This window comes from Halobaculum halobium (assembly GCF_030127145.1).
Lineage (GTDB): Archaea > Halobacteriota > Halobacteria > Halobacteriales > Haloferacaceae > Halobaculum > Halobaculum halobium.
Window position 1 is genome coordinate 1,046,543 of sequence record NZ_CP126158.1, and the last position, 22,091, is coordinate 1,068,633.

The 22,091-nt window shown below is 70.1% G+C and carries 21 protein-coding genes; 10 read left to right on the plus strand and 11 right to left on the minus strand.

Annotation, left to right across the window (positions count from 1 at the left end; translation table 11 throughout):
- Positions 1 to 123: 123 nt before the first annotated feature.
- The 3 genes from P0Y41_RS05530 (at position 124) to P0Y41_RS05540 (ending at position 3,828) form a co-directional block, all read left to right on the plus strand.
- A complete protein-coding gene (locus P0Y41_RS05530) occupies positions 124 to 1,698 on the plus strand; it encodes a uracil-xanthine permease family protein (protein ID WP_284062970.1) in 1,575 nt (524 codons plus the stop codon).
- Between the two features lie 49 nt (positions 1,699 to 1,747).
- The gene (locus tag P0Y41_RS05535) at positions 1,748 to 2,902 is read left to right on the plus strand and encodes a M24 family metallopeptidase (protein ID WP_284062971.1); all 1,155 of its coding nucleotides are present in this window, start codon (positions 1,748 to 1,750) and stop codon (positions 2,900 to 2,902) included.
- A gap of 113 nt (positions 2,903 to 3,015) precedes the next feature.
- Positions 3,016 to 3,828, plus strand: a complete 813-nt coding sequence (locus P0Y41_RS05540) for a ZIP family metal transporter (protein ID WP_284062972.1) — start codon at positions 3,016 to 3,018, stop codon at positions 3,826 to 3,828.
- Between the two features lie 70 nt (positions 3,829 to 3,898).
- On the opposite strand, the gene P0Y41_RS05545 is transcribed toward P0Y41_RS05540, so the two are convergent.
- The 3 genes from P0Y41_RS05545 to P0Y41_RS05555 all read right to left on the minus strand — a co-directional run bounded on the left by P0Y41_RS05545 (position 3,899) and on the right by P0Y41_RS05555 (position 7,838).
- Positions 3,899 to 4,183, minus strand: a complete 285-nt coding sequence (locus P0Y41_RS05545; RefSeq protein WP_284062973.1) for a DUF7545 family protein — start codon at positions 4,181 to 4,183, stop codon at positions 3,899 to 3,901.
- 282 nt (positions 4,184 to 4,465) lie between these two features.
- A complete protein-coding gene (locus P0Y41_RS05550; RefSeq protein ID WP_284062974.1) occupies positions 4,466 to 5,524 on the minus strand; it encodes an NAD(P)/FAD-dependent oxidoreductase in 1,059 nt (352 codons plus the stop codon).
- A 133-nt stretch (positions 5,525 to 5,657) separates the two neighbouring features.
- On the minus strand, positions 5,658 to 7,838 hold the full coding sequence (locus tag P0Y41_RS05555) for a universal stress protein (protein ID WP_284062975.1): 2,181 nt from the start codon (positions 7,836 to 7,838) through the stop codon (positions 5,658 to 5,660).
- Positions 7,839 to 8,029: 191 nt separating this feature from the next.
- Between P0Y41_RS05555 and P0Y41_RS05560 the strand changes: the two genes are divergently transcribed.
- The 3 genes from P0Y41_RS05560 to P0Y41_RS05570 all read left to right on the plus strand — a co-directional run bounded on the left by P0Y41_RS05560 (position 8,030) and on the right by P0Y41_RS05570 (position 9,949).
- Complete coding sequence (locus tag P0Y41_RS05560) at positions 8,030 to 8,521, plus strand: Lrp/AsnC family transcriptional regulator (RefSeq protein ID WP_284062976.1); 492 nt, start codon at positions 8,030 to 8,032, stop codon at positions 8,519 to 8,521.
- Between the two features lie 132 nt (positions 8,522 to 8,653).
- Positions 8,654 to 8,941: a DUF357 domain-containing protein gene (locus P0Y41_RS05565; RefSeq protein WP_284063352.1), complete on the plus strand. Its 288-nt coding sequence runs from the start codon at positions 8,654 to 8,656 to the stop codon at positions 8,939 to 8,941.
- A gap of 72 nt (positions 8,942 to 9,013) precedes the next feature.
- Positions 9,014 to 9,949, plus strand: coding sequence for a universal stress protein (locus P0Y41_RS05570; protein WP_284062977.1), 936 nt, complete (start codon positions 9,014 to 9,016; stop codon positions 9,947 to 9,949).
- A gap of 14 nt (positions 9,950 to 9,963) precedes the next feature.
- Here the strand turns inward: P0Y41_RS05570 and cysS are convergent, their stop codons facing one another.
- Positions 9,964 to 11,484: a cysteine--tRNA ligase gene (gene cysS, locus P0Y41_RS05575; RefSeq protein ID WP_284062978.1), complete on the minus strand. Its 1,521-nt coding sequence runs from the start codon at positions 11,482 to 11,484 to the stop codon at positions 9,964 to 9,966.
- 90 nt (positions 11,485 to 11,574) lie between these two features.
- Positions 11,575 to 12,060 (minus strand): DUF7523 family protein, encoded by a 486-nt coding sequence (locus tag P0Y41_RS05580; RefSeq protein WP_284062979.1) that lies wholly within the window; start codon positions 12,058 to 12,060, stop codon positions 11,575 to 11,577.
- Positions 12,061 to 12,200: 140 nt separating this feature from the next.
- Between P0Y41_RS05580 and P0Y41_RS05585 the strand changes: the two genes are divergently transcribed.
- The 3 genes from P0Y41_RS05585 to P0Y41_RS05595 all read left to right on the plus strand — a co-directional run bounded on the left by P0Y41_RS05585 (position 12,201) and on the right by P0Y41_RS05595 (position 14,550).
- A complete protein-coding gene (locus tag P0Y41_RS05585; protein ID WP_284062980.1) occupies positions 12,201 to 12,452 on the plus strand; it encodes a hypothetical protein in 252 nt (83 codons plus the stop codon).
- 97 nt (positions 12,453 to 12,549) lie between these two features.
- Positions 12,550 to 13,428, plus strand: a complete 879-nt coding sequence (locus P0Y41_RS05590; protein ID WP_284062981.1) for a CbiX/SirB N-terminal domain-containing protein — start codon at positions 12,550 to 12,552, stop codon at positions 13,426 to 13,428.
- Positions 13,429 to 14,550, plus strand: a complete 1,122-nt coding sequence (locus P0Y41_RS05595) for a DR2241 family protein (RefSeq protein ID WP_284062982.1) — start codon at positions 13,429 to 13,431, stop codon at positions 14,548 to 14,550.
- 113 nt (positions 14,551 to 14,663) lie between these two features.
- Here the strand turns inward: P0Y41_RS05595 and P0Y41_RS05600 are convergent, their stop codons facing one another.
- From P0Y41_RS05600 to P0Y41_RS05610, 3 genes are all read right to left on the minus strand, one after another.
- Positions 14,664 to 15,359 carry a DUF7524 family protein gene (locus P0Y41_RS05600; protein WP_284062983.1) on the minus strand — a complete coding sequence of 232 codons (696 nt, stop codon included), beginning with the start codon at positions 15,357 to 15,359 and terminating at the stop codon, positions 14,664 to 14,666.
- Positions 15,360 to 15,441: 82 nt separating this feature from the next.
- Entirely contained in the window at positions 15,442 to 15,633 is a 192-nt protein-coding gene (locus tag P0Y41_RS05605; protein ID WP_284062984.1) for a methytransferase partner Trm112, read from the minus strand.
- Between the two features lie 112 nt (positions 15,634 to 15,745).
- Positions 15,746 to 17,080: an adenylosuccinate synthase gene (locus P0Y41_RS05610; protein ID WP_284062985.1), complete on the minus strand. Its 1,335-nt coding sequence runs from the start codon at positions 17,078 to 17,080 to the stop codon at positions 15,746 to 15,748.
- 259 nt (positions 17,081 to 17,339) lie between these two features.
- Here P0Y41_RS05610 and P0Y41_RS05615 point away from each other — a divergent pair, with 259 nt between their 5' ends.
- Complete coding sequence (locus P0Y41_RS05615; RefSeq protein WP_284062986.1) at positions 17,340 to 17,645, plus strand: hypothetical protein; 306 nt, start codon at positions 17,340 to 17,342, stop codon at positions 17,643 to 17,645.
- Between the two features lie 154 nt (positions 17,646 to 17,799).
- On the opposite strand, the gene P0Y41_RS05620 is transcribed toward P0Y41_RS05615, so the two are convergent.
- The 3 genes from P0Y41_RS05620 to P0Y41_RS05630 form a co-directional block, all read right to left on the minus strand.
- Positions 17,800 to 20,214 (minus strand): DUF7527 domain-containing protein, encoded by a 2,415-nt coding sequence (locus tag P0Y41_RS05620; protein WP_284062987.1) that lies wholly within the window; start codon positions 20,212 to 20,214, stop codon positions 17,800 to 17,802.
- Positions 20,215 to 20,324: 110 nt separating this feature from the next.
- Complete coding sequence (locus P0Y41_RS05625) at positions 20,325 to 20,672, minus strand: DUF7410 domain-containing protein (protein WP_284062988.1); 348 nt, start codon at positions 20,670 to 20,672, stop codon at positions 20,325 to 20,327.
- Positions 20,669 to 22,063, minus strand: a complete 1,395-nt coding sequence (locus tag P0Y41_RS05630) for a hypothetical protein (protein ID WP_284062989.1) — start codon at positions 22,061 to 22,063, stop codon at positions 20,669 to 20,671. The genes P0Y41_RS05625 and P0Y41_RS05630 overlap by 4 nt, the downstream gene beginning before the upstream one ends.
- Positions 22,064 to 22,091 lie beyond the last annotated feature (28 nt).

Consider the following 22,091-nt stretch of genomic DNA (forward strand, 5'->3'; position numbering starts at 1 on the left):
TCGGGAAATCCCTTCCGCAACGGGGCGGTGTCGCCGCGGTGCCCGGTCTCGGAGTCACCCGACAGACACGACGCCCCCGAGAACGGCAGGGTGAAGTAACGGAACTCGAACGGGCGGACAGAGATGCCAGGGGAGGACGGCACCGACGGAGACGAGGGATCGCTCATCACCTACGGGATCGAGGACCGGCCGCCGCTGCTCCAGTCGCTGGGGCTCGGGTTCCAGCACTACCTCACGATGGTCGGTGCGAACATCGCCGTCCCGCTGATCCTCGCGGGCGCGATGGGGATGCCCGACCAGTTCGTCCCGCGGTTCGTCGGGACGTTCTTCGTCGTCTCCGGGATCGCGACGCTCGCGCAGACGACGCTCGGCAACCGCTACCCGATCGTGCAGGGCGCGCCCTTTTCGATGCTGGCGCCGGCGCTGGCGATCGTCGGCGTCGTCCTCGCGAACCCGCCCGGCGGCGGGATCGAGGCGTGGCGCGCGGCGCTGTTGCAGTTGCAGGGCGCGATCGTCGTCGCCGCCCTGTTCGAGATCGCGATCGGCTATCTGGGGCTCGTGGGTCGCCTCCGGCGGTACTTCTCCCCGGTCGTTATCGCGCCGGTGATCGTCCTCATCGGGCTGACGCTGTTCTCGGCACCGCAGGTCGCCAGCGCGACGCAGAACTGGCCGCTGCTCCTGTTCACGTTCGGGCTCATCGCCGCCTTCTCGCAGTTCCTCGGCGACCGCGCCCGGGCCTTCCAGCTGTTCCCGGTGCTTCTGGGTATCGTCGTCGCCTACGCCGTCGCGCTCGCGCTGTCGGCGACGGGCGTGTACGCTCCCGGGGCGCCGGGGTACGTCGACCTGGGTCCCGTGTTCGATGCGCCGCTGGCGGTCGCTATCTACCCGCTGCAGTGGGGGGTTCCGCAGGTGACGACGAGCTTCGTCGTCGGGATGCTCGCGGGCGTGATCGCGTCGATCATCGAGTCGCTCGGCGACTACCACGCCGTCGCGCGCCTGTCGGGCGTCGGCGCCCCCTCCGAGAAGCGAATCACCCACGGCATCGGGATGGAGGGGATCGCGAACGTGTTCTCGGGGCTGATGGGCGCGGGCGGTTCCACCTCCTACTCGGAGAACATCGGCGCCATCGGCCTGACGGGCGTCGCCTCCAGGTACGTCGTGCAGGTCGGCGCCGCGGCGATGCTCGTCGTCGGCTTCTTCGGGCCGTTCGGCGCGCTCATCGCCAGCATCCCCGCCCCCGTGGTCGGCGGCCTCTACGTCGCGATGTTCGGGCAGATCGTCGGCGTCGGCCTCTCGAACCTGAAGTACGTCGACCTCGACTCCCAGCGCAACCTCTTCGTGCTCGGCGTCTCGCTGTTCGCCGGGCTGTTCGTGCCGGAGTACTTCTCGAACGTCGCGAGCGCGGCGCCCGACGGCGTCGGCGGCGCCGTCTTCTTCGCACAGAGCATGGCGGCAGTCCCCGTCCTCGGGCCGGCGCTCGGTGCCGACGTCGTCGCGAACACCGTGTTCGTCATCGGCTCCACGGGGATCAGCGTCGGCGGGATCGTCGCGTTCACGCTCGACAACGCGATCCCCGGCAGCGACGAGGAGCGCGGGCTCGCCGACTGGGCGCGCACTGCCGAGTCGGACGAGGACTTCCTGTCGGCGTACGACCGGTTCGTCCGCGGCGACGACGGCGAGGCGAGGCGGGCGGAGTAAGGCGACCGCCTCCGACGCGTTCAACTCGGCGGCGGGAGAATCCTCACACATGACCGACGCCAACCCCGACGCGTCCGACGACGCGCCGTACGCCCGTCGACTCGACGCCGCGCGGGAACGCCTCGTCGCCGCCGACGTCGACGCCGACGCGCTCGTCTTGTTCCCGAGCACGAATCTGCGGTACCTCACCGGGCTCGATGAACACCCGAGCGAACGCCACTTCCTGCTGTTCGTCGTGCCCGACGCCGACCCGGTGTTCCTCGTCCCGGAACTGTCCGGCGAGCAGGTGCGCGCCGAGTCGGCCGTGGCGGACGTGCGCACGTGGGGCGACGACGAGGACCCCGTCGCGGCGGTCGAGTCCGTCGCGGCCGACCTCGCGCTCGCGAACGACGCGCCGCACGTCCTCGTCGACGACACGATGCACGCGCGCTTCACCCAGGATCTCCGGCGGGTGCTTCCCGACGCGACGTGGGGGCTCGCGACGGCCGCCCTCGCGGACCTGCGCGTGGTCAAGGACGACGCCGAGGTCGCCGCGCTCCGCCGCGCCGGCGAGGCGGCCGACGCCGTCGTGCGCGACCTCCGCGAGTGGGGCGAGGAGGTCGTGGGGATGACCGAAACGGACCTCGCCCGCCACGTCGAGGACCGCCTCGCGGCCAACGGCGGGGTCGGCGTCTCCTTCGACACGATCGTCGGCTCGGGGCCGAACGGCGCGATGCCCCATCACACCCACGGCGACCGCGTGATCGAGGCGGGCGACCCGGTCGTCCTCGACTTCGGCACCCGCGTCGACGGCTACCCCTCCGACCAGACCCGGACGCTCGTGTTCGGCAACGAGTCGCCGCCGGCGGGCTTCCGGGAGGTCCACCGCGCCGTCCGCGAGGCGCAGGAGGCCGCCGTCGAGGCGGTCGAGCCGGGCGCCACGACCGGCGAGATCGACGCCGCCGCCCGCGAGGTCATCGCGGAGGCGGGCTACGGCGACGAGTTCGTCCATCGCACGGGCCACGGCGTCGGCCTCGACGTTCACGAGGAGCCGTACGTCGTCGCCGGCGGCGAGCGCGAACTGGTGCCGGGAATGGTGTTCAGCGTCGAACCCGGCGTCTACCTGTCCGGCGAGTTCGGCGTCCGGATTGAGGACCTGGTGGTCGTCACCGACGACGGCTGCGTCCGCCTGAACCGGACTGACCGCGACTGGCGAACCGACTGACGCTCGCTCGCCCGCCAGCGGTGACCCGGCGCGCCGCAAGACCCCGTGAGTTTCGGTCGGCCGAAAATATCAGTTTCGTGGTAGTTAACCGCGCAGGGCGACAACCGTCGGACATGGCGGAGTTCGGCGCGTACGTCTTCGTGTTCCTCGCGGGGTTGATCACCGCGCTCGCGACCGGGCTGGGCGCGATCCCGTTCTTCCTCGTCGACGAGATCGGCGACCGGTGGAACGTGGTGCTGTGGGGGCTCGCGTCGGGGATCATGCTCGGCGCGTCGCTGTTCGGGCTGGTGAGCGAGGGGCTCGCGTACGGCGGGCCGTTGGACTTGGGCGTGGGCGTGCTGGCGGGGGTCCTGCTGGTCGTCGTCGCCCACGAACTGATCGAGGGGGCGGAGGTCGATCCCGGCGTGTACGAAGAGGCCGACTTCAAGAAGCTCCTGCTCATCCTCGGCGTGCTCACTGTTCACAGCTTCCCGGAGGGGGTCGCCGTCGGCGTCTCGTTCGCGGAGTTGGGATTCGACACGCCCGGCGGCGTCCTCGTGTTCGGCACCGCGGTGCCGCTGCTCGCGGTGTTCATGACCGTCGCGATCTCCATCCACAACGTCCCCGAGGGCGTGGCCGTGTCGATCCCGCTTCGCTCGATGGACGTGTCGCCGCCGAAGATGGTGTGGTGGGCGGTGTTCTCGAGCCTGCCGCAGCCGATCGGGGCGGTGATCGCCTTCTATTTCGTCACGCTCGCCGAGCGGTTTCTCCCGGTCGGCTTCGGCTTCGCGGCGGGCGCGATGGTGTATCTCGTGCTCACGGAGTTCATTCCGGAGGCGCTGGAGCTGGGCGAGGGTCTCGCGGGCGGCGGGAAGCGCGAGTTGGTCGCCGGCGTCCTCGTCGGGATCGGCGCGATGGTGCCGCTGCTGTCGGTCACGTCGCTGTAGCGCGCGAGAACGGCAGGCAGTTCGGCGGAGTCGGGTCGTTCGGCGGGGTCGGCGCGGTTCGTCAGTCGCGTTAGTGCGAGTGACCCATCGCGTCCGAGAGACTCTGTCCGAAGCGCTCCTCGAACAGCTCCTCGGCCTTCTCGTTGATGTCGAGCACGTCCTGGGGCGCCTCGCCCTCGCTGTGGTGGGCGATGGCGTGGGCCTGCTGGGCGAACGCCTGGAGGATCACGTCGCTGATGACCTCGCTGGGGTCCTCGCCCTGCTCGGCGAGCATGTCGACGAGCCCCTCGGGGAGGTCGACCTCGTCGCTGTCGCCGTCCGGTCCGGTAACGGTGTAGGTTTCAGTTCCAACCATGGCTCCTCGGAGGGTCACCGGACGTAAAGGTCCGTGGGTCGCGGGGAGCCGCCGCAAGCTTCTGTGTTCGCCCTGCGCAACGTCCGCTGATCCCGGCGACAGCGGGAAGCGAACCGCGTCCGGAACCTACTGCGTCGGTGCCCCCCCGGCGGCAGGCAACCGGACTGTACCGCGAGCGAGGCCGGACGCCGAGCGAGCGGCTTTGGCGTGAACGGGATTTCGCCGAGCGGTTCCCGCAGGCCGCCGGAGGCGGCCGAGGAACTCCGAGGCGAAAAGAGGATCTCAGTCGTCGGCGGCCGCTGGCTCCTCCTCGGCTTGCGCTGTCTCAGCGCGCTTCAGGTCCTCCAAGTAGTCGTCGGCGTCGATGGCGGCCTTGCTCCCCATCCCGGCGGCCGTAACGGCCTGCTGGTAGTGGTAGTCGACCACGTCGCCGGCGCCGAACAGTCCGGACACGCCCGTCGCCGTCTGCCCGCCGCCGGAGCCGCCCTCGGTCTTCAGGTAGCCGTCGTCGTCGAGTTCGACGCCGGTGTCGGCGAGGTAGTCGGTGTTGGGCGTGTGGCCGATGGCGTAGAACACCGCGCCGACCTCGAACTCCCACTCTTCGGTCTCGGGGTCCTCGAGCTTGTCCGTCGGGTGTCCCTCGGGGTTGCGAACGAGCGTGACCGACTCGACGCCCGCCTCGGCTGTCCCGTGGAGCTCGGTGACCTCGGTGTTGCGCATGATCTCGATGTTCCCGTCGTCGACGTGGTCCATCACGCGGTCGATCCAGTAGTCCTCCGCGCGGAACTCCTCGCGGCGGTGGGCGAGGTACACGGTGTCGGCGAACTTCGTCAGGAAGCTCGCCTCCTCCATGGCGGCGTCGCCGCCGCCGACGACGAGCATGTCCTCGTCGCGGAAGAACGCCCCGTCACACGTCGCACACGTCGACAGGCCGAAGCCCATCAGTTCGTCCTCGCCGGGGATGCCGAGCGTCCGCGCGGACGCACCGGACGCCGCGATCACGGCGTCCGCGGTGTACACGTCGCCGTTGGTGAGCTCGACGCGGAACGGACGCGAGGAGTCGTCCACCGACTCGACGATGCCGTTCTTCACCTCGGCGCCGAAGCGCTTCGCCTGCGTTTTGGCGTTGTTTATGAACTCCGCGCCGTTGATCCCCTCGGGGAACCCCGGGAAGTTCTCAACCTCGGAGGTGAGCGTGAGCTGTCCTCCCGGCTCGTCGCCCTCGAACACGAGGGGCTCGTTGTTCGACCGGGCCGCGTAGATGGCCGCCGTGAGGCCCGCCGAGCCGGTGCCGGCGATGATCAACGGACGATGTTCGACGATCTCGGACGTAGCTGTCATTACCGAACGATACGGCCGAACGGGGTTTGTACGTTGTGCTGTCGTGCTCGCTCCGCGGACAACAGTATTGTTAGTATAGAACAAGACAACCTCAGATCGACAACGGTGATCGACCGCGGCCGCGACACGCCCGTCAGAACGCGAGCCGCTCGATCAGCCGCCGCGAGAGCCCGACCCGGCTCGACTCGTGCGGGTAGACGGTGACCGTCGTACAGCCCGGATTCGGGAACTCCGGCCGCTCGTCGAGCAGGGCGTTGCGGAGTCGGTGGTCTGCGCCGCGGCGGACGAGCAGGTCCGGCATCGGCGGGCGGCCGCCGTCCGTCCGAACCGACTCGGTGCCGACAGGAACCGACACCAGCTCCGACAGCTCCGCGCGGTAGTCCTCGACGAGCCGGCGCTGTTTGTCGGAGTCCTCGCCCGCCGGCTGCCACAGCGACAGCTCGCCGCCGTTGGCGGCGGCGACCGCCTCGGCGACGTCGACCGCCAGCGCCGGATACGGGCCCACGTCGCCCGAGAGCACCACGCGTTCGGGGTCGTCGTAGCCGAGGTTGTCGACGAGCAGCACGTCGCAGGGCGCGTGTCTGACGACCCAGTCGATCGGGTCGCCGAACAGCCGCGAGCGGACGCGGAGGGGCTCGTGTTCGGTGACGATCGTGTCCACCCCGCGGTGGGACGCGAAGTTGACGACCGCGTGTTTCGTGTCGTGGCTGACGATCTCGTCGGCTTCGACGTCGACGTCGAACTCATCGCCGAGGGCGTTCACCCGCGTCTCGAAGGTCCGGTCCGCGTCGGACTGCGCGGTCACCCCCTCGGTAAGCGGCGCCTGGTCGGGCACTTCCTCGAACCGGACGGCGACGACGCGGCCGCCGTCCTCACGGACCAGATCCGCGGCCAGCGCGACCAGCGAGCGTTCCCGGTCCGCGTCGAGATCCTTCGTAAGCGCGAGCAGCACCTCGTTGGTGTCGGGACGCTCGGCGAGCGCGGACTCGATCTCCGAGAGCGCCTCGCGGCTGACCTGCCGCCGGATCGCGTCGGTCGCGGCGCCCTCGCGGTCGACCCGCGGGCGGACGTACAGGTAGTACCAGACGACGCTGCCGACGGTGATGACGGCCGCGCCCGAGAGCGCGACGGTCCCCATCTGGGTCAACAACAGGAGCCCGGAGACGGCGCCAAACACCTGGACCCACGGGTACAGCGGCGAGGTGAACTCGGGCTCGTACTCGGTGCTCCCCTCGCGGAAGGCGATCACCGCGACGTTGATCATCGCGAACACCATGATCTGGAATGCGCTCGCCAACTTCGCGATGTCGAGGATTGGGACGAACGCGATCAGCGCCAGCAACACCACGCCGGTCACCGTAATCGACGTGACGGGCGTGCCGAACCGCTCGCTGACCGACGACAGCGACGGCGGCGCGAGCTGGTCGCGGCTCATGGCGAACGGGTATCGCGACGACGAGAGGATCCCCGCGTTCGCCGTCGAAACGAGCGCGAGCACGGCCGCGATGATGACCGCGACGACTCCCGCCTGGCCGAGCGTCTGTTCGGCGCCGACGGCGACCGGGGTCAGCGATCCCGCGACGCTGCCGGGGTCGGTGATGCCGACCAGCACGGCGACGATGACGACGTAGAGGATCGTCGTGAACGCCAGCGACCCGAGGATCCCGAGCGGGATGTTCCGACCGGGATCTTCGATCTCCTCGGCGACGCTGGCGACCTTCGTGACGCCCGCGTACGAGACGAACACCAGCCCGGTCGCCGCGAGGACGCCCTCGACGCCGTAGCCGAAGAAATCGACGTAGTTGGCGGACTGAACGCTCGGGGCGCTGCCGGCGGCGAACCACCCCAGCGCCGCCAGCATCACGGCGACGATGGCGACCTGAAGCCGACCGGTCTGCTTCGCGCCGACGACGTTCACGAGGATCAACACGGCTGCGATGCCCAGCGCGACGGGCTTGAGCGGGAGATCGAACAACAGGAGGAGGTACGGAACGCCGCCGACGAGCGCGAGCGCGCCCTTGAACGACAGCGAGAACCACGTGCCGACGCCGGCGATCGTGCCCAGCAGCGGGCCCATCCCGCGCTCGATGTAGATGTACGTGCCGCCGGCCTCGGGCATCGCCGTCGCCATCTCCGACTTCGACAGCGCCGCCGGGACCACCAGCAGCCCGGCGAGCGCGTACGCGAGAATCACCGCGGGCCCGGCGATCTCAAGCGCCAGCGCCGGCAGGATGAAGATGCCGCTGCCGATCATGGCGCCGATGCTGATCGCGAGGACGGACGGGAGACCGAGGTCTCGTTCGAGTTCCTTCATTGTGAGAGACCGGGGAGTGCGCGTACATACATGTCGGAACCGCATAAATGGGGCGTTTCTATTGACGGATCGTCAACGATCGGGATACATAGAACAGCTTCCGTCCGCGACAGCCCCTGCGCCATCGGGAGCGAGGAGACCGGCGTGACGAACGAAGACTAATGACCCTCCCGCGGCACGCCACGATAGGAATGAAGAACGGCGAGTTGGATTCGGTCGACAGACACATCCTCTATTACCTTCAGCAGGACGCGCGAGGGACCTCATCGAGCGACATCGCCGAGAAGCTCGACCTCTCGGCGAGCACGGTTCGAACCCGGTTGAACAAGCTCGAAGCGTCGGGGATCGTCCGCGGCTACCACATCGACATCGACTACGACCTCGCGGGCTACCCGCTGTACACGAAGATCGTCTGTACGGCGACCATCCCCGAGCGCGACGAGCTGGGTCGGAAAGCCAGGGAGATCCGCGGAGTGACCGCCGTGCGAGAGATCATGACCGGCGAGCGGAACGTGTACGTGAACGCGATCGGCCGCGACCACGACGACCTCGACCGCATCAACCGAGAACTCGACGAACTTGGCCTGGATATCATCGACGAGCAACTCATCCGCGACGAACACGTCTGCCCCTATCGGGGATTCCTCGATCCCGAGGAGGATCCCGACAGCGACGGGGCGTGATCGTGGGACTCACCCGGATCCCGCGGAGTCGCCGCCGTGGTTCCGACGGGTCCGAGGATCATCACGGCACGCCCGAGCGTCGCCGTCGCGATGGCGACACCCTCAGGGAGCGCCGGGCAGATCCGTCCTGACATGCCCGCCGATCTCGACGAGAAGACGACCCGGTACGGAGAGATGCTCGCGGACGCGCTCGAGGAGGCGGAGGTGTGTGTTCCCGCGGGGACGCCCCTGTACGAGATGGCGTTGGAGTGTGAGGAGATGGCCGTTTCCTACCTGGACGACGGCCGCCACTTCCGCGAGCGCGACGACCCGGTGAACGCGCTGGCGTCGTACTCCTACGGCTACGGCTGGCTCGACTGCGGCGTCCGCATGGGGCTGTTCGCGATCCCCGACGACACCCGCTTGTTCACCACCGAGTGACGTGCTCAAAGGGCCTGCCTGAACATGGGAGACAGCGGCGGATTTATCGCCCGATCCGTACAACGTCCGACCATGGACGACCACGAGTTCACCGAGATCGTCGTCGCGACCGACGGAAGCGATCCGGCAGACGCGGCCGTCGAGACCGGGCTCGCGCTCTCGGGCGCCCTCGGCGCCCGACTTCACGCGTGTACGGTAGTCGATCCATTCGCCACCGGCCAGCGGGTGACCGACCTCCGAGCGGCCCGCGAGGACGCCGACGACCGCGTCACGGCGATCGCCGAACTCGCCCGCGACGCCGGCATCGACGCCGAGCCGGTCGTCCGAGAGGGAACCCCACACCGTGAGCTGTCCGCGTATCTGAACGACGCCGGCGCAGACCTGCTCGTGATCGGTACCCACGGCCGCGGCGGGGCGCGGCGCGCGCTGCTCGGAAGCGTCGCGGAGAAGCTCGTTCGGACCGTCGACGTGCCCGTGCTCGTGGTTCACGGGGGCGACCTGCCCGGTGAGGACGGCCCACGCTGGAGTGCCGACGCCGAGATCCTGCTCGCAACTGACGGCAGCGACGCCGCGGCGACCGCCGAGCGAACCGGCGTCGCACTCGCGGGAGCGCTGGGGGCGCACCTGAGCGCCGTCAGCGTCGTCAACGAGGCGGGAGCCGTGGCGAACGTCGGCGGCGGACTGCTCACAGACGAGACGGTCTCCGCTGTCAGGCGCGCGCTCGACGAGCGGGCGAGCGACGCCGTTGACGCCGTGGTAGCCCGGGCCCGCGAGACGGGCATCGACGCCGACGGCGAGGTGATCGGCGGGGAGCCGAGCCGCGCAATCTGCGGGTACGCGAGCGACGCCGGCGCCGACGTGATCGTCGTCGGCACGCACGGCCGCGGCGGCATCCGCCGGGTCGTCCTCGGCAGCGTCGCCGAGCGAGTGATCCGCGGCGCCGACCGGCCCGTACTGGTCGTACCGGCGGCTGCCGGTGCGTTCGCCGAAGAAGAGGCCGAGGAGTAAGCGCGTCCGCGGCCCTACTCGAACCGGACTTCCGGTCCGTCATCACCGTCTTCGACCGACAGGCCGAGCGCCTCCAGGTCGTCGCGGAGGCGGTCGGCGCGCTCGTAGTTACCGGCCTCGCGCTCGGCCTCGCGCACGTCGAGCACCAGGTCCGCGAGATCGCCGACCAGTTCCACGTCGCCGCCGGCCTCGCGCCCGAGTTCGAGCCCGAACACGTCGCCGCCGAACGTCTCGAAGGCCTCGACGGCGCGGTGCAGTCCCCGGTAGTCGTACGCGACGGCACCGTCGGCGCCGTCCTCGCCCCCGGCGTCGACGCGCTCGACGTGACGGTTGACTGCCGTCCCCAGGTCGAGCAACGCGCCGAACGCCTCGCGGACGTTCAGGTCGTCGTTCATCGCCTCGACGGCCGTCTCACGGGCGTCGTCGACTGCCGTGCGGAGGTCGTCGTCGGTCGCCTTCGCTCGGGCGTCGACGGAGTCGCAGGCGTCGACCGCGGCCTCGTAGGCGCGTTCCAGGCGGTCCCACCGTTCCTCGGCCTCGGTCATCGCCTCCGTCGAGAACACCTGATCGCCGCGGTACTGCGCGCCGAGATAGAACGTGCGGAGGACGTTCACCCCGAACTCCTCGAGCGCGTCCGAGACCGTGAAGAAGTTGCCCAGACTGGAGGACATCTTGTCCTCGGTCGTCTCCAACAGGCCGTTGTGGAGCCAGTAGCGCGCGAACGTGTGGCCGGTGGCGGCCTCGCTCTGGGCGATCTCGTTCTCGTGGTGGGGGAACACCAGATCGCGCCCGCCCATGTGGATGTCGAGGGTGTCTCCGAGGTGGGTGGTGGACATCGCCGAGCACTCGATGTGCCAGCCGGGGCGCCCCTCGCCCCAGGGCGACTCCCACGTCTGGCCGGCGGGGAGGTCGCCGTCGTGGTCGTGCTTGCGGTGCTCGCGGACCGCCGCCTCGCTCACGCCGTCGGCCTTCCACAGCGCGAAGTCCCCGGGGTGGCGCTTCTCCGCGAGCACGTCGTCGTCCTCCGCCTCGTCGGCCTCCAGATCCTCGGGGCGCTGGTTCGAGAGGTGACCGTAGCCGTCGAAGCCGGTCACGTCGAAGTAGACGGAACCGTTCGCCTCGTAGGCGTGACCCGACTCGATCAGGCGTTCGACGAGCGCGATGATCTCCGGGACGTGCTCGGAGACGCGGGGGTACACCGCCGCGCGCTTGAGGTTCAGCCCGCGCATGTCGTCGATCACCTGTTCGGTGAAGTGGCGAGCCACGTCGGCCTCGCTGTCCCACCCCTCTCGCTCGCCGACGCGGGCGGCGATCTTCTCGTTCACGTCGGTGACGTTCTCGACGTGGCGCACGTCGTAGCCGAGATGATCGAGCCAGCGGTGGAGCACGTCGGCGTGGAACCACAGGCGGGCGTGCCCGAGGTGCGCGTCGTCCGAGACCGTCAGCCCACAGACGTACAGCAGGACCTCGTCGTCGCTCGCCGGCTCGAACGCCTCCCGTTCGCCCGTCAGGGTGTTGGTCACGGACAGACCCATATCGGGCGCCGCTACGCGGTCCTCCGTGTTAAACGGTCGAAGATCGAGTCGGCGATCGGGGCTGGCCATCGAAGCGAGAGACCGACGGGTTCAGCCGTCAAGCGCCGCCTCGACGGCCCGGAGCGCGTCGGCGCCGGCGCGACGCCCGACGACCACGACCAGCCCCGTCGGCGTCACTCCGGCCGCCTCGACGGCGACCCCGGCGGTGCGGAGTCGCCCGAGCACGCGTTCGAGCGCGCGCGGACCCGCGTCGCCGGCGGCGACGACCGCGGTCGAGTTCCCCGCGCCGCCGGCGTAGGCAGTCCCGCCGGCGGCGAGCAGCGGTTCAGGAGCGTCTGTGTCCCCCTCAACTGCGCCGACCCCGCGCTCCAGTCGGACTCTCGCGTCCGCGTCGTCGCCGACCTCCCCGTCGAGTTCGTCCGCGAAGCGTCGCAGCGCCGTCGCTACGGCGTCGCGGTCGGCGTCGATGTCGAGCGTCGCCGCGGCGGCGGCGTAGTTCACCACGCCCGCGCGGAGGGCGTCGTACAGGAACGGTCGCTCGCGGACGGCGGCCCGGGTCTCCTCGGCGACGGTCATGGACGGGAGCGCGGCGGCGACGGAGATAACGCCGACGATTCGCGAGATGGCCACCTCCCTGAATTGGATTTCAGTAACCGGACGGACAGAAATATCATTCAGAATACTATTTTGTGCGCGGGGGTCCACGGTTCTCGTGTATGAGACGACCCGCACACGGGAGGCAGGGAGTCCCCGAACCGGACGCATCGATCGGTCCGACAGTCGCGCTCGGCGTGCTCGCGCTCGCGGCGGTGTTCGCGTCTGCGGTCCCGCTGGTCGCCGCCGGGGCGGCCGGGGCGGCGGTCGCACTCGCGGGGCGTCGACTGCTGCCAGTGGCTCGAGCGTGGGCGCAACGGCGTCGCCGGCAACGGCTGTGTCTCCCCGGCACGCGCGCCTGCGTCGAAGTCTGAACCGCTCCCCGCTGAGGCGCTTCGCGCGCGCTCCCGACGCCCGCCACCCTCCGCTCCTGCCGAAGGCGATAAGGTCGCTCCGGCCCTCGATTCGCTCATGAGTCAGGCGCTGGTCATCGTCGCCCACGGGTCGCATCTCAACCCAGGATCGAGCGCGCCCACCTACGACCACGCGGACACCATCCGCGCGGCGGGCGCGTTCGACGAGGTCCGAACCGGATTCTGGAAGGAGGAACCGAGCCTTCGAGAGGTGCTGCGCACCTGCGAGGCCGACGAGGTGTACGTCGTCCCGATGTTCATCTCGGAGGGGTACTTCACCGAACAGGTGATCCCCCGGGAACTCAGGCTCGACGACTGGGACGTGACCGACTGGGACTCCGACGGCCTCTCGGCGGACGTGGCCACGTACACCGCTGAGGACACCGGCCAGACGGTCCACTACTGCGGCCCGGTCGGCACCCACGAGTCGATGACGGACGTGCTCGTTCGCCGCGCGGAGAGCGTGACGAACGACCCCGACGTGGGCGAGGGATTCGGCTTCGCCGTCGTCGGCCACGGCACCGAGCGCAACGAGAACTCCGCGAAGGCGATCGAGTATCACGCCGACCGCGTCCGCGACATGGACCGCTTCGACGAGGTGCAGGCGCTGTACATGGACGAGGAGCCCGAGGTCGACGACGTGACCGACCACTTCACCGTCGAGGACGTGGTCGTCGTCCCGCTGTTCATCTCGGACGGCTTCCACACCCAGGAGGACATCCCCGAGGACATGGGGCTGACCGACGACTACCGCACCGGCTACGACGTGCCCGCCGCGGTCGACGGCCACCGCATCTGGTACGCGGGCGCCGTCGGGACGGAGTCGCTGATGGCCGACGTGGTGCTGGAGCGCGCGGCCGACGCCGGCGCCGACGTGACCGCCGCCATCGAGTCCGTCCGTGAGACGACCCGCGTCGCCCCGGGGGCGGACGACTGAATGCTCGCGCGACAGTTCGACGCGCTGCTGTCGGCCGCTGGGTCCGACGGCGGAATCGACTTCGACGGCCTCCGCGTCGCCCGTGAGGGCACCGGGGACGACCGCGACGCGACCGCCGACGCCGGCGGCTACGCCTTCGCCACCCCCGAGCACGAGGCGACCGGACTCTCGGAATCCGAGTTGCACGCCCATGCGGACGGGAGCGCGTACGTCACCAACTGGTACTTCTGGGAGCGGGAAGTGCAGCGACACGACTCCCCGCGTCGGGCGTTCCTCCGACACGCCGAGGCGGCCGAGGACCACGGCGTTCACGACCGATACGACGCCCTCGCCGACGGGATGGTCACCGAGTGGGGACAGCTTCGAATCGAGGCGACGCTGTCCGACGACGGCGACGGGTATCGGCGGTACGACGTGCGCCACGTCGACGACGCCGACCGCCCGCTTGCGGACCTGGAATCGTACCACGACCCCCTGGAGGCCCGCGAGCTCTCCAAGCACGACGACGACGGGATGTACCGCCCGCTGAAGACCGGCACGAACATGCCGACCGGCTGGGCGTTCTCCGACCTCGACTGGCGCGACGCCGTCGAAACCGTGGAGACGCTGTACCCCGCGACGGTCGCGAACTGGTACCGCGAGCAGCGGGGAACCCTCGACGTCGACCACTGGACGGACACGACCGATCGACAGACGGGCATCTACGGCGTCGTCTCGGAGCTGCCGCGCGAGGCTGTCGAGTGGGTCGCGGAAGCCGCCTGTGACGATTCGCAGTGCGTGAAGCGCCGAGAGTGGCAGTACAGCGAGGACGACGAGCTCGCCGCCGACGGCGGCGTCGGGGCGTTCCCGTGTCGCGAGCCGTGTTCGCTGGTGATCGCTGCCGGCCGGAAATGGACGAAACTCGAGGAGGAGGAGTCGCGAGAGTACACGTTCCACCTCACGCCCAGCGAAAAGGAGCAACTGGAGGGGATCGTCGACGCCGTCGCCGACGGCCGCGTCGACGAGATCCGCGAGGCCGACGTGTACAAGGACGCCAATCGCTACCGGACGCGCTACCTCCGCGCGAAGCTGTTCGACGACCACGGCGCACTCGGCGGCGTCCCGACCGACCACGAGGAGTAGCGGTCCACCGCAGCACGTCGATCCGACGCGCTGTCGCTCCACCGCGACCGCCGTATCACGCTGCCCGTCTCACCGTGTCCGCCTCTTCACTGCGCACGACTCGCTGTTCGCGTCTACTCGACCAGGAGGAACCCCGCGACCAGCACTGCGATGCACACCGCAACCACCCCCAGCGTGACCGCGAGCCCGTCGAGCGTGACGGCGACCACCCCCGCGCCGACGAGCGCCGCCCCCGCCAGCGCCACGACTGCGATCGTTCCGGTGTCGAGCGGAGAACCCTCGTCGCCTTTCGCCGCTGACGCGGCGCCGCGAGCGCGCTCGAGCCACTCGTCGACCCGCCGACGAACGGGCGACGGTTCCCGCGACCCGTCCTCGGCAGCCGGTTTCGCCAGCGGTGACTCCCGTGACCCGTCGCTGCCGATACTGCCGTCGCCGCCGAGATCGCCGTCCTCCCGGACGGTACTGTCCTCCTCCTCAGGCTCCGGCGGCTCGATCCGGAGCTGCACGGTCGTTTTCTCGGCGCCGTGGCCCACGATGATGTCCAGCGTCCCCGTCACCGCGTCCGCAACGGGCGCGACCGACACGCGAACCGTACGAGTCGACCCCTCGTCCACGTAGTGGTTGGGCGGCGCGACAGCGGCGACCCCCGCCAGCGGCCCGTCGAACCGCAGGTGGACGTGGACCGGCTCGCCCTCGTTTCTGAGCGCGACGGCGAACTCGCCGTCAGCCGCGAACGACTCCGGCGCGGCCACCTCGTTGAGTCGCTCGCGGTTCAGCGTTACCCCCAGGACAGCTGCCTCTGACGACACAGGTACCCGTCCCGCGGAGACGAGAAAAAAGTTCGTCGCCGCGGTGGCGATCGGACGGCGATCCGAAACTGATCAGAACGCGTTACTCGCGCATGTCCGGCGGTAACAGGTTCGGGATCCCGTCCTCGATGGGGTACGTCTCGCCGCAGTCCGTGCAGGTGAGCGTTCCCGCGATGATCTCGCCGTCGTCGCCCTCCTCGCGCTCGGTCACGTCGAGGTCGAGGTCGTGCTTGTCGAGCGGACAGCAGACGATGTCCAACAGGGACGCTTTCATTAGCCGATTCGTGGCGCGGGTCGGTCAAAAGCGTGCGGGTTCGCTGTCGGGCGACGGCGCGCGGACGCGCCACCACGCCGCACAGCGGGGGTTCGCGGGTCCCCGCGACCCCTTACTCCCAGGGGTTCGACCGCACGATCGTCTGCTCGCGATCGGGGCCGACGCCGACGGCGTAGACGGGGGTGTCGAGTTGCGCCTCGAGGTACTCCAAGTAGTCGCGAGCCGCGTTCGGGAGCGCCTCGTATCCCTCCTCGGCGACGGCCTCGGGGTCGAACGCCGCCCACGGCTCGAACTCGCGCAGCACCGGCTCGCACTCGGCCCAGCGCTCGGTCGTCGCGGGCAGCGACAGTCGTTCCGCACCGTCGAGGTCGTAGGCGTGGCCGACCTTCAGCTCGTCCAGCCCGGCGAGCACGTCGAGGTGGTTGACGGCGACCCCGGTGTAGCCGTTGACGCGGGCCGCGTGCCGGAGCATCGGCACGTCGAGCCAGCCGATCCGGCGGGGACGACCGGTGACGGTGCCGAACTCACCACCCTTCTCGCGGATGTCGCTGGCGAGCGTCTCTTCGCGCTCGTCGCCGTCCAGTTCGGTCGGCATCGGTCCCTCGCCGACGCGAGAGAGGTACGCCTTCACGACGCCGACGACCTCGCCGCGGCCGGTGACCGTCGGCCCCGTCCCCGAGCCGGTCGCGGCGCCCCCGGCGGTCGGGTTCGAGGAGGTGACGTACGGGTAGCTCCCGTGGTCGATGTCGATGAGCGTGCCCTGCGCGCCCTCGAACATCACGTTGTCCCCGGCGGCGCGGCGCTCGTGCAGGAAGTCCGAGCAGTTGACGACCATCTCCGCCTGGCGGAGCCGGCGCCCGATCTCGGCGTACTCCTCGTGGAGCGCGTCGATGTCGCACTCCTCGCCCGCATCGAGGCCGTACACGTCCTCGATGACCGCGCGCTTGTACGGGACGACGTACTCCAGACGCTCGCGCAACACCTCGGGGTCGAGCAGGTCGCCGACGCGGATCCCGCGGCGGCCGGCCTTGTCCTCGTAGGTGGGGCCGATACCGCGCCCGGTGGTGCCGACCTCGACGCCGGAGTCGGAGTCGGCTTTCGCCTCCTCTTCGATCCCGTCGAGGCGCCGGTGGTACGGCATGATGACGTGTGCGCGCTTGGCGACGCGCACGTCGGGGTCCAGCCCGCGCTCGCGGAGCGTCTCAGTCTCCTCGAACAACGTCCGGGGGTTCACGACGCAGCCGTTCCCGAGTACGCCGATCTTGTCGCGGACGGCGCCGGAGGGAACCAGCGAGAGCGCGTACTCCTCACCGCCTTCGACGACGGTGTGGCCGGCGTTGTCGCCGCCCTGATACCGCACGACGACGTCGGCGTCCCCGCCCCACAGGTCGACGAGGGCGCCCTTGCCCTCGTCGCCGAGCTGGGATCCGACGATGGTGACAGTCATACCGAACGCTGGTTCCGCGCCGCGCGGTAAACCGATTACGGTCCGCTTGCGATGACGATCCACAGCCATGGATATCACTCGGCGTCAGCCAGTGACGGTATCCGAGTCCACGCATCACCGTGGCGGCCGCGGGCGTAACCGTTAACCACACACACACACGAGATCCGGTCGAGATCGCCCGACATCGTGACGGCCGGGCAACCCGATCCCGGCCGGGAGGAGAACTTTTAAAGGGGCCACGGACGAGTTAACACGTGCCATGATAGACAGACTGGAGAAGGAGGTCGATATGCTGGAGCGGCACCTCCAAGTCCTCCGAATGGTCATCGAGAACGAGCCGATCGGGATCGTGAAGATGTCCAACGAGACGGGCTACCCACACCACAAAGTCCGCTACTCGCTGCGCGTGCTCGAGGAGGAGAACCTCATCGAGCCGTCCAGCCAGGGCGCGATCACGACCGAGCGGACCGCCGAGTTCGTCGACGAACTCGACGGCAAGATCGACGAGATCGTCGAGAAGATCGGCGGCATGCGGATCGAGGACGCACCGGAACTCGAAAGCTGAGCAGGGCTCGGCGACGGTTCTCGCGGTCGCACCGCTGCGGCCACGTAGCGCTGCGATTGTCCCCGTAGCAGTGGGTCTCTTCTCGTCGATCGAACAAACTGGGGACGGTGAGTGGCCGAAGAACCAGTCGACGCCCGTCCGAATCGCGGTTCGCTTACAGCTCGGGGACGTTCACGTGGAACTCGCCCTCGCGCGACTCGACCAGACAGAGGTGAAAGCCCTGCTTGCGCGAGAGCTTCACGAAGCTCTTGCGCTTGCCCCGTGAGAGCAGTCCGCCGCCGGTCGCGTCGGCGGCCGCCTCCAGCGCCCCCGGGTCGAAGAACGACGCGGTGACGTAGAAGCCGGCCGCGAGGTGGTCGTCCGCGTCGGCGACGGCGCTCGCGTCGCCGACGAGCCCGTCGAGCATCGACTCGGTCGTCGCGTCGCGGCCCTCCGTCACGTCGGCCACCAGCAGCGGGTTGCCCATGCGGTCTCGCAACACCACGTCGAAGGTGTGCTCGGTCGCGCCGCCGTCGGCGTCGTCGACCGCGACCGTCCCGTCGAGTTCGGCGCGGTCGATCTCCGGGATGGCGTCGAACAGGTCACGCAGCGCCGATTCGTTGCCCGTGCTTTGGATCTCGTACAGGAGCTCGCGGACCGCCCACTCGACGAACCCGTACTCGATGGTCTCGGTGAGGTACTCCCGGAACGGCCGGCCGTCGACGGCCGCGTCTTCCGCCTCGAAGTCGGTGTGTACCTCCAGCCGGAGGTTGTCGTTCACGTCCGAGCGTCCCGAGCCGCCCGCGTGGGCCTTCTCCAGCGTCGCACCGCCCTTCGAGTCGTAGCGGACGAACAGATTCGTCCCCGCCAGCGCCCGGTCGGCGGAAATCGTCCGCGCGGGCGCGTCGCCGTCGCTGCCGGAGGACGCCCGATCGCGGGCCGTCTCCAGTTCCTCGCGCGCCTCGGCCAACTGCGTCTCCAGCTCCTCGACTCGCTCGGCGAGGCGGTCGTTCTCCTCGCGGAGTCGATCGAGCTCGTCCTCGTTCGATTCGAGCTGCTCGCGCGCCTCCCGGGCGCCTTCGATGGCGCGGTCTCGTTCGGCGCGCGCCGTCGCGAGCGCCTCCCGGGCGGCCGCGAGTTCCTCGCCGGCGTCCGCGGATCCCGCTGTGCGGTCCTGTCGGTCGTCGCCGCGGTCGCTCGACCCCCTGTCGTCCGCATCGCTGGCGGGGGACTCCACCGGCCGATCGGCGTTTGCCGTCGCGGAAGTTGACCCGTTCGGCTCTTGGGCGGTGGGTCCGCTCGGTTCTCGGGTAGCCCCGTTCGGCTCCTGCTCCGATCGGGCCTGCTGGCGACGACCTTCGGCGGCGGTCGCCCCGTTCGTTCGTGCGCCCTCCGCCTCCCGCGTCGACGTCCGCGACGGGTCGAGCGACGGGATCGACCGAGTCTCGCGCCACTGTTCCTCCGCGGAGAACGGGTCCCCGTCCCCGCTCGGCTCCTCGCCGTCGGCGCCGTCCCGCGGTCGCGCGTCCGAGCGTGACGCCGAGGAGCGGTCGGACTCGACCTCCCGCGACGGACCCGGGGTCTCACGGTCCGGGTCGGCGGCGGCTCGCACCTCGTCGTCGCTCGGCGACGGCGCTGTCGAGGAGACCGGCGATTCGGACTCGAGTTCTGCCCTGGACGCCGCGGCCTCGCCCGAACCGGCCGGTTCCCTCGATGCGGCCGTCTCCGACTCGGCCTCGTCGACTGCACCGTCGGCGGCCGCGGTCGGCGCGGACGCGTCGCTCGGCTCTGACGCGGCGGCCGGACGGGTGGTTTCGCTCGGTTCGTCCGACGCAGCCGCGCCGTCCGGTCCGCCCGGTTCGCCCGGTTCGCCCGGTTCGCCCGGTTCGCCCGGTTCGCCCGGTTCGCTCGATTCGCCGGCGTCGCTCGACTCGCCGGCCCCGCCGAACGTGATGCTCGTCGGCGAGTCGTCCGCGGGCGACTCGGCGTCGGCTTCCGGTTCGGATCCCGGTCCCGGTTCTGCCGCCGGTGTCGGTTCGGGTTCCGGGTCGGGGATGTCGACGACGTCGACGTCGACGTCGACGACTTCGTAGATGCCGACCTCGTCGTCGGCCGCCTCGAACGCCTCGTCGCCGGTGAGCACCTGCTTCTGCTCGCCCGTGCCGACGAACGCGCACGCGAGCCGGCGACCACCGTAGTAGACCGCGTAGTAATCGCCCGAGAGGACGTTCTCCGAGAGTTCGATGTAGCCGGTGAACTTCCCGGAGGAGAGCTTCGAGTCCGCGGCCGACAGGGCCGTGTCGTTCGTGTAGTAGCGCGCCTTCGTCTCGCCGCCGCGCTCTCGCATCGCGTACAAGAGCGGCAGCGAGGGGTCCGGCGCGGCGTATGCGGTGCCGTCGGCGTCCGCGAACGAGTCCAGCGACCCGTCGAACACGCCGACCACGCGGCCGTTCAACATGAACAGCCACGCGTGTCCCTCGGTGACCGCCCCGGTGAAGTCGCGGGACTGCAAGGTTCGGAGCCCGTCGATCCCCCCCGAGAGCGGCTCGGACTCCCATCCGGTCACCGTTTCGACTGTTTCGCCGTCCATCGGCGGTACATCGCTGCGTCCGATGCAAATACCTTCCGCCTGGTCGGACGGCCGTCGGACAGTGGGTTCACCGGTTGACAGCTTCGGGCGCCGCAAGCCGCCACCGCCGGTCAACCGGCGACGGCGTACAAGAGCAGGAACCCGAAGTACAGGAGCACCAGCAGCCCCAACGAGACGATCCGAAATCGCCTGAGGTTGTCGGTCTCACCGTCGCGGGCGGCCTCGTATGCCGCGCGTTCGTCGGGCCCGAGGTCGCCGTGGTCCTGTCCGAGGTGAAGGTCGCGGTGGCGCTCGCGGGCGAACGGACGACCGCAGCGCGGGCACGCGAACGCGGTCGCCTCGGGCGGCACCTCGTAGCGGTCGGCGATCGGGTCGCGCGCGTCCGTAGTCGTCGCGGTGTCGAGGCGGCGGACTTCGTCCGTACCGGCGTCGCCGCCGGCTCCGTTTTCGCCCCTCATACGAAGGGGGGTGCACCTCCGGGTCGCGAGACGATCCACAGGCTCGCCATCGTGTACGCCACCATCGCGACGGTGACGCCGTACTGGCTCCGGACCGCCTGGAGTCGGTCGGGGAACAGGTCGTAGGCGGCCGAGTGCGCCACCCAGACGGCCAGGAGGTGTCCCGCCAACACAGCGGCGACGCCGACCCCGCCGACCCACCCCGGCACGAGCAACACCGGGAGCGACGACGGCGGCGACAGCGGCGACGTGAGCACGACCGCGAGCGTCGGCGACAGCGACAGCGCCGTGGCCAGGTTGTGCGCGAGGTGGTAGCCGGCGGCGATTGCAAGCAGCGACGGCGCGAACCGCCGGGCGAGCACGCCGGGGGCGAGGTACGTGTCGGCCGTCCGGCGGGCCGCGCGGGCGGACGCGAGATACAGCGCGAGGAACAGGGCGTAGCCGACCAGCATCGCCGCCAGGTAGACGAGCAGCGCGGGGACCCCAGCCTCGACCAGCGGGCGCGCGATGTCGGCCCACGCGGCGGTGCCGACGAATCCGTCGTAGGTGGTGACGAACACGATCGCGACGACGAAGCCGACGTCGTCGCGGCCGTCGACCCACGCGGCGTCGGTGAGGCCCATCCCTGGAATCCGGAGGCGCAGGCCCTCGTCGGTGCGCGCGACGGGAGCGACCCGCCCGTACGCCGCCAGCAGCCGCGACACCGGGTCGGCGGTACCGAACCAGTCGTCGACGCCGAACGCGACGCTGCCGGCGACGGAGACGGTGAGGTAGCCGACCACGAGGCCCGTGAGCAGCCGCGGATCGTCCGCCATCGGCGTCACGACCTCGAGATACACGAGCGCGAGCAGGCCGACGGTCGCCGGCCACGACCCGAGCCGTTCGGGGTACGAGCGGTCGAGCGACGGGAGCGCGCCGGCGACCGCACGGAAGGGGTCGACCGCCGGCCACGCGTTGCCGAGGAGGTACGACGAGAGGACGAACACGGCCCACCAGCCGACCCACACGATCAGGACGGCCGCGCTGTCGCCCGCGGTTTCGGGGCCGAACACGCCGGCAACGACCGTGATCGCAAGCCCGGCAATCCCGACAGCTCTCGCGAGTAGCCGGGCGACTCGGCCGGCGTCGGGGAGGGCCCGTCCCCACGTGTCGATCTGTCGGATGAACGCTCGGTCGGTGACCGCCGACGCGAGGAGGAACGACGCGCCGACGACGGCGCCACCGGTCCCGAGAAACAGCCAGGTGGGCACCGTCACCGTCTCGCGCGTCGCGCTGCGGACGCCGCCCGCGTGGGCGGCGGCGCGCGACGCGCTCGCGATCACTGCGAGCATCGCGAGCATGACCGGGGTCGCGCGCCGCGCGAGCCGGCCGGTTCGTGAGTGGCGATCCATCACCGACGGTTGGAAGCGGGCGGCCGAG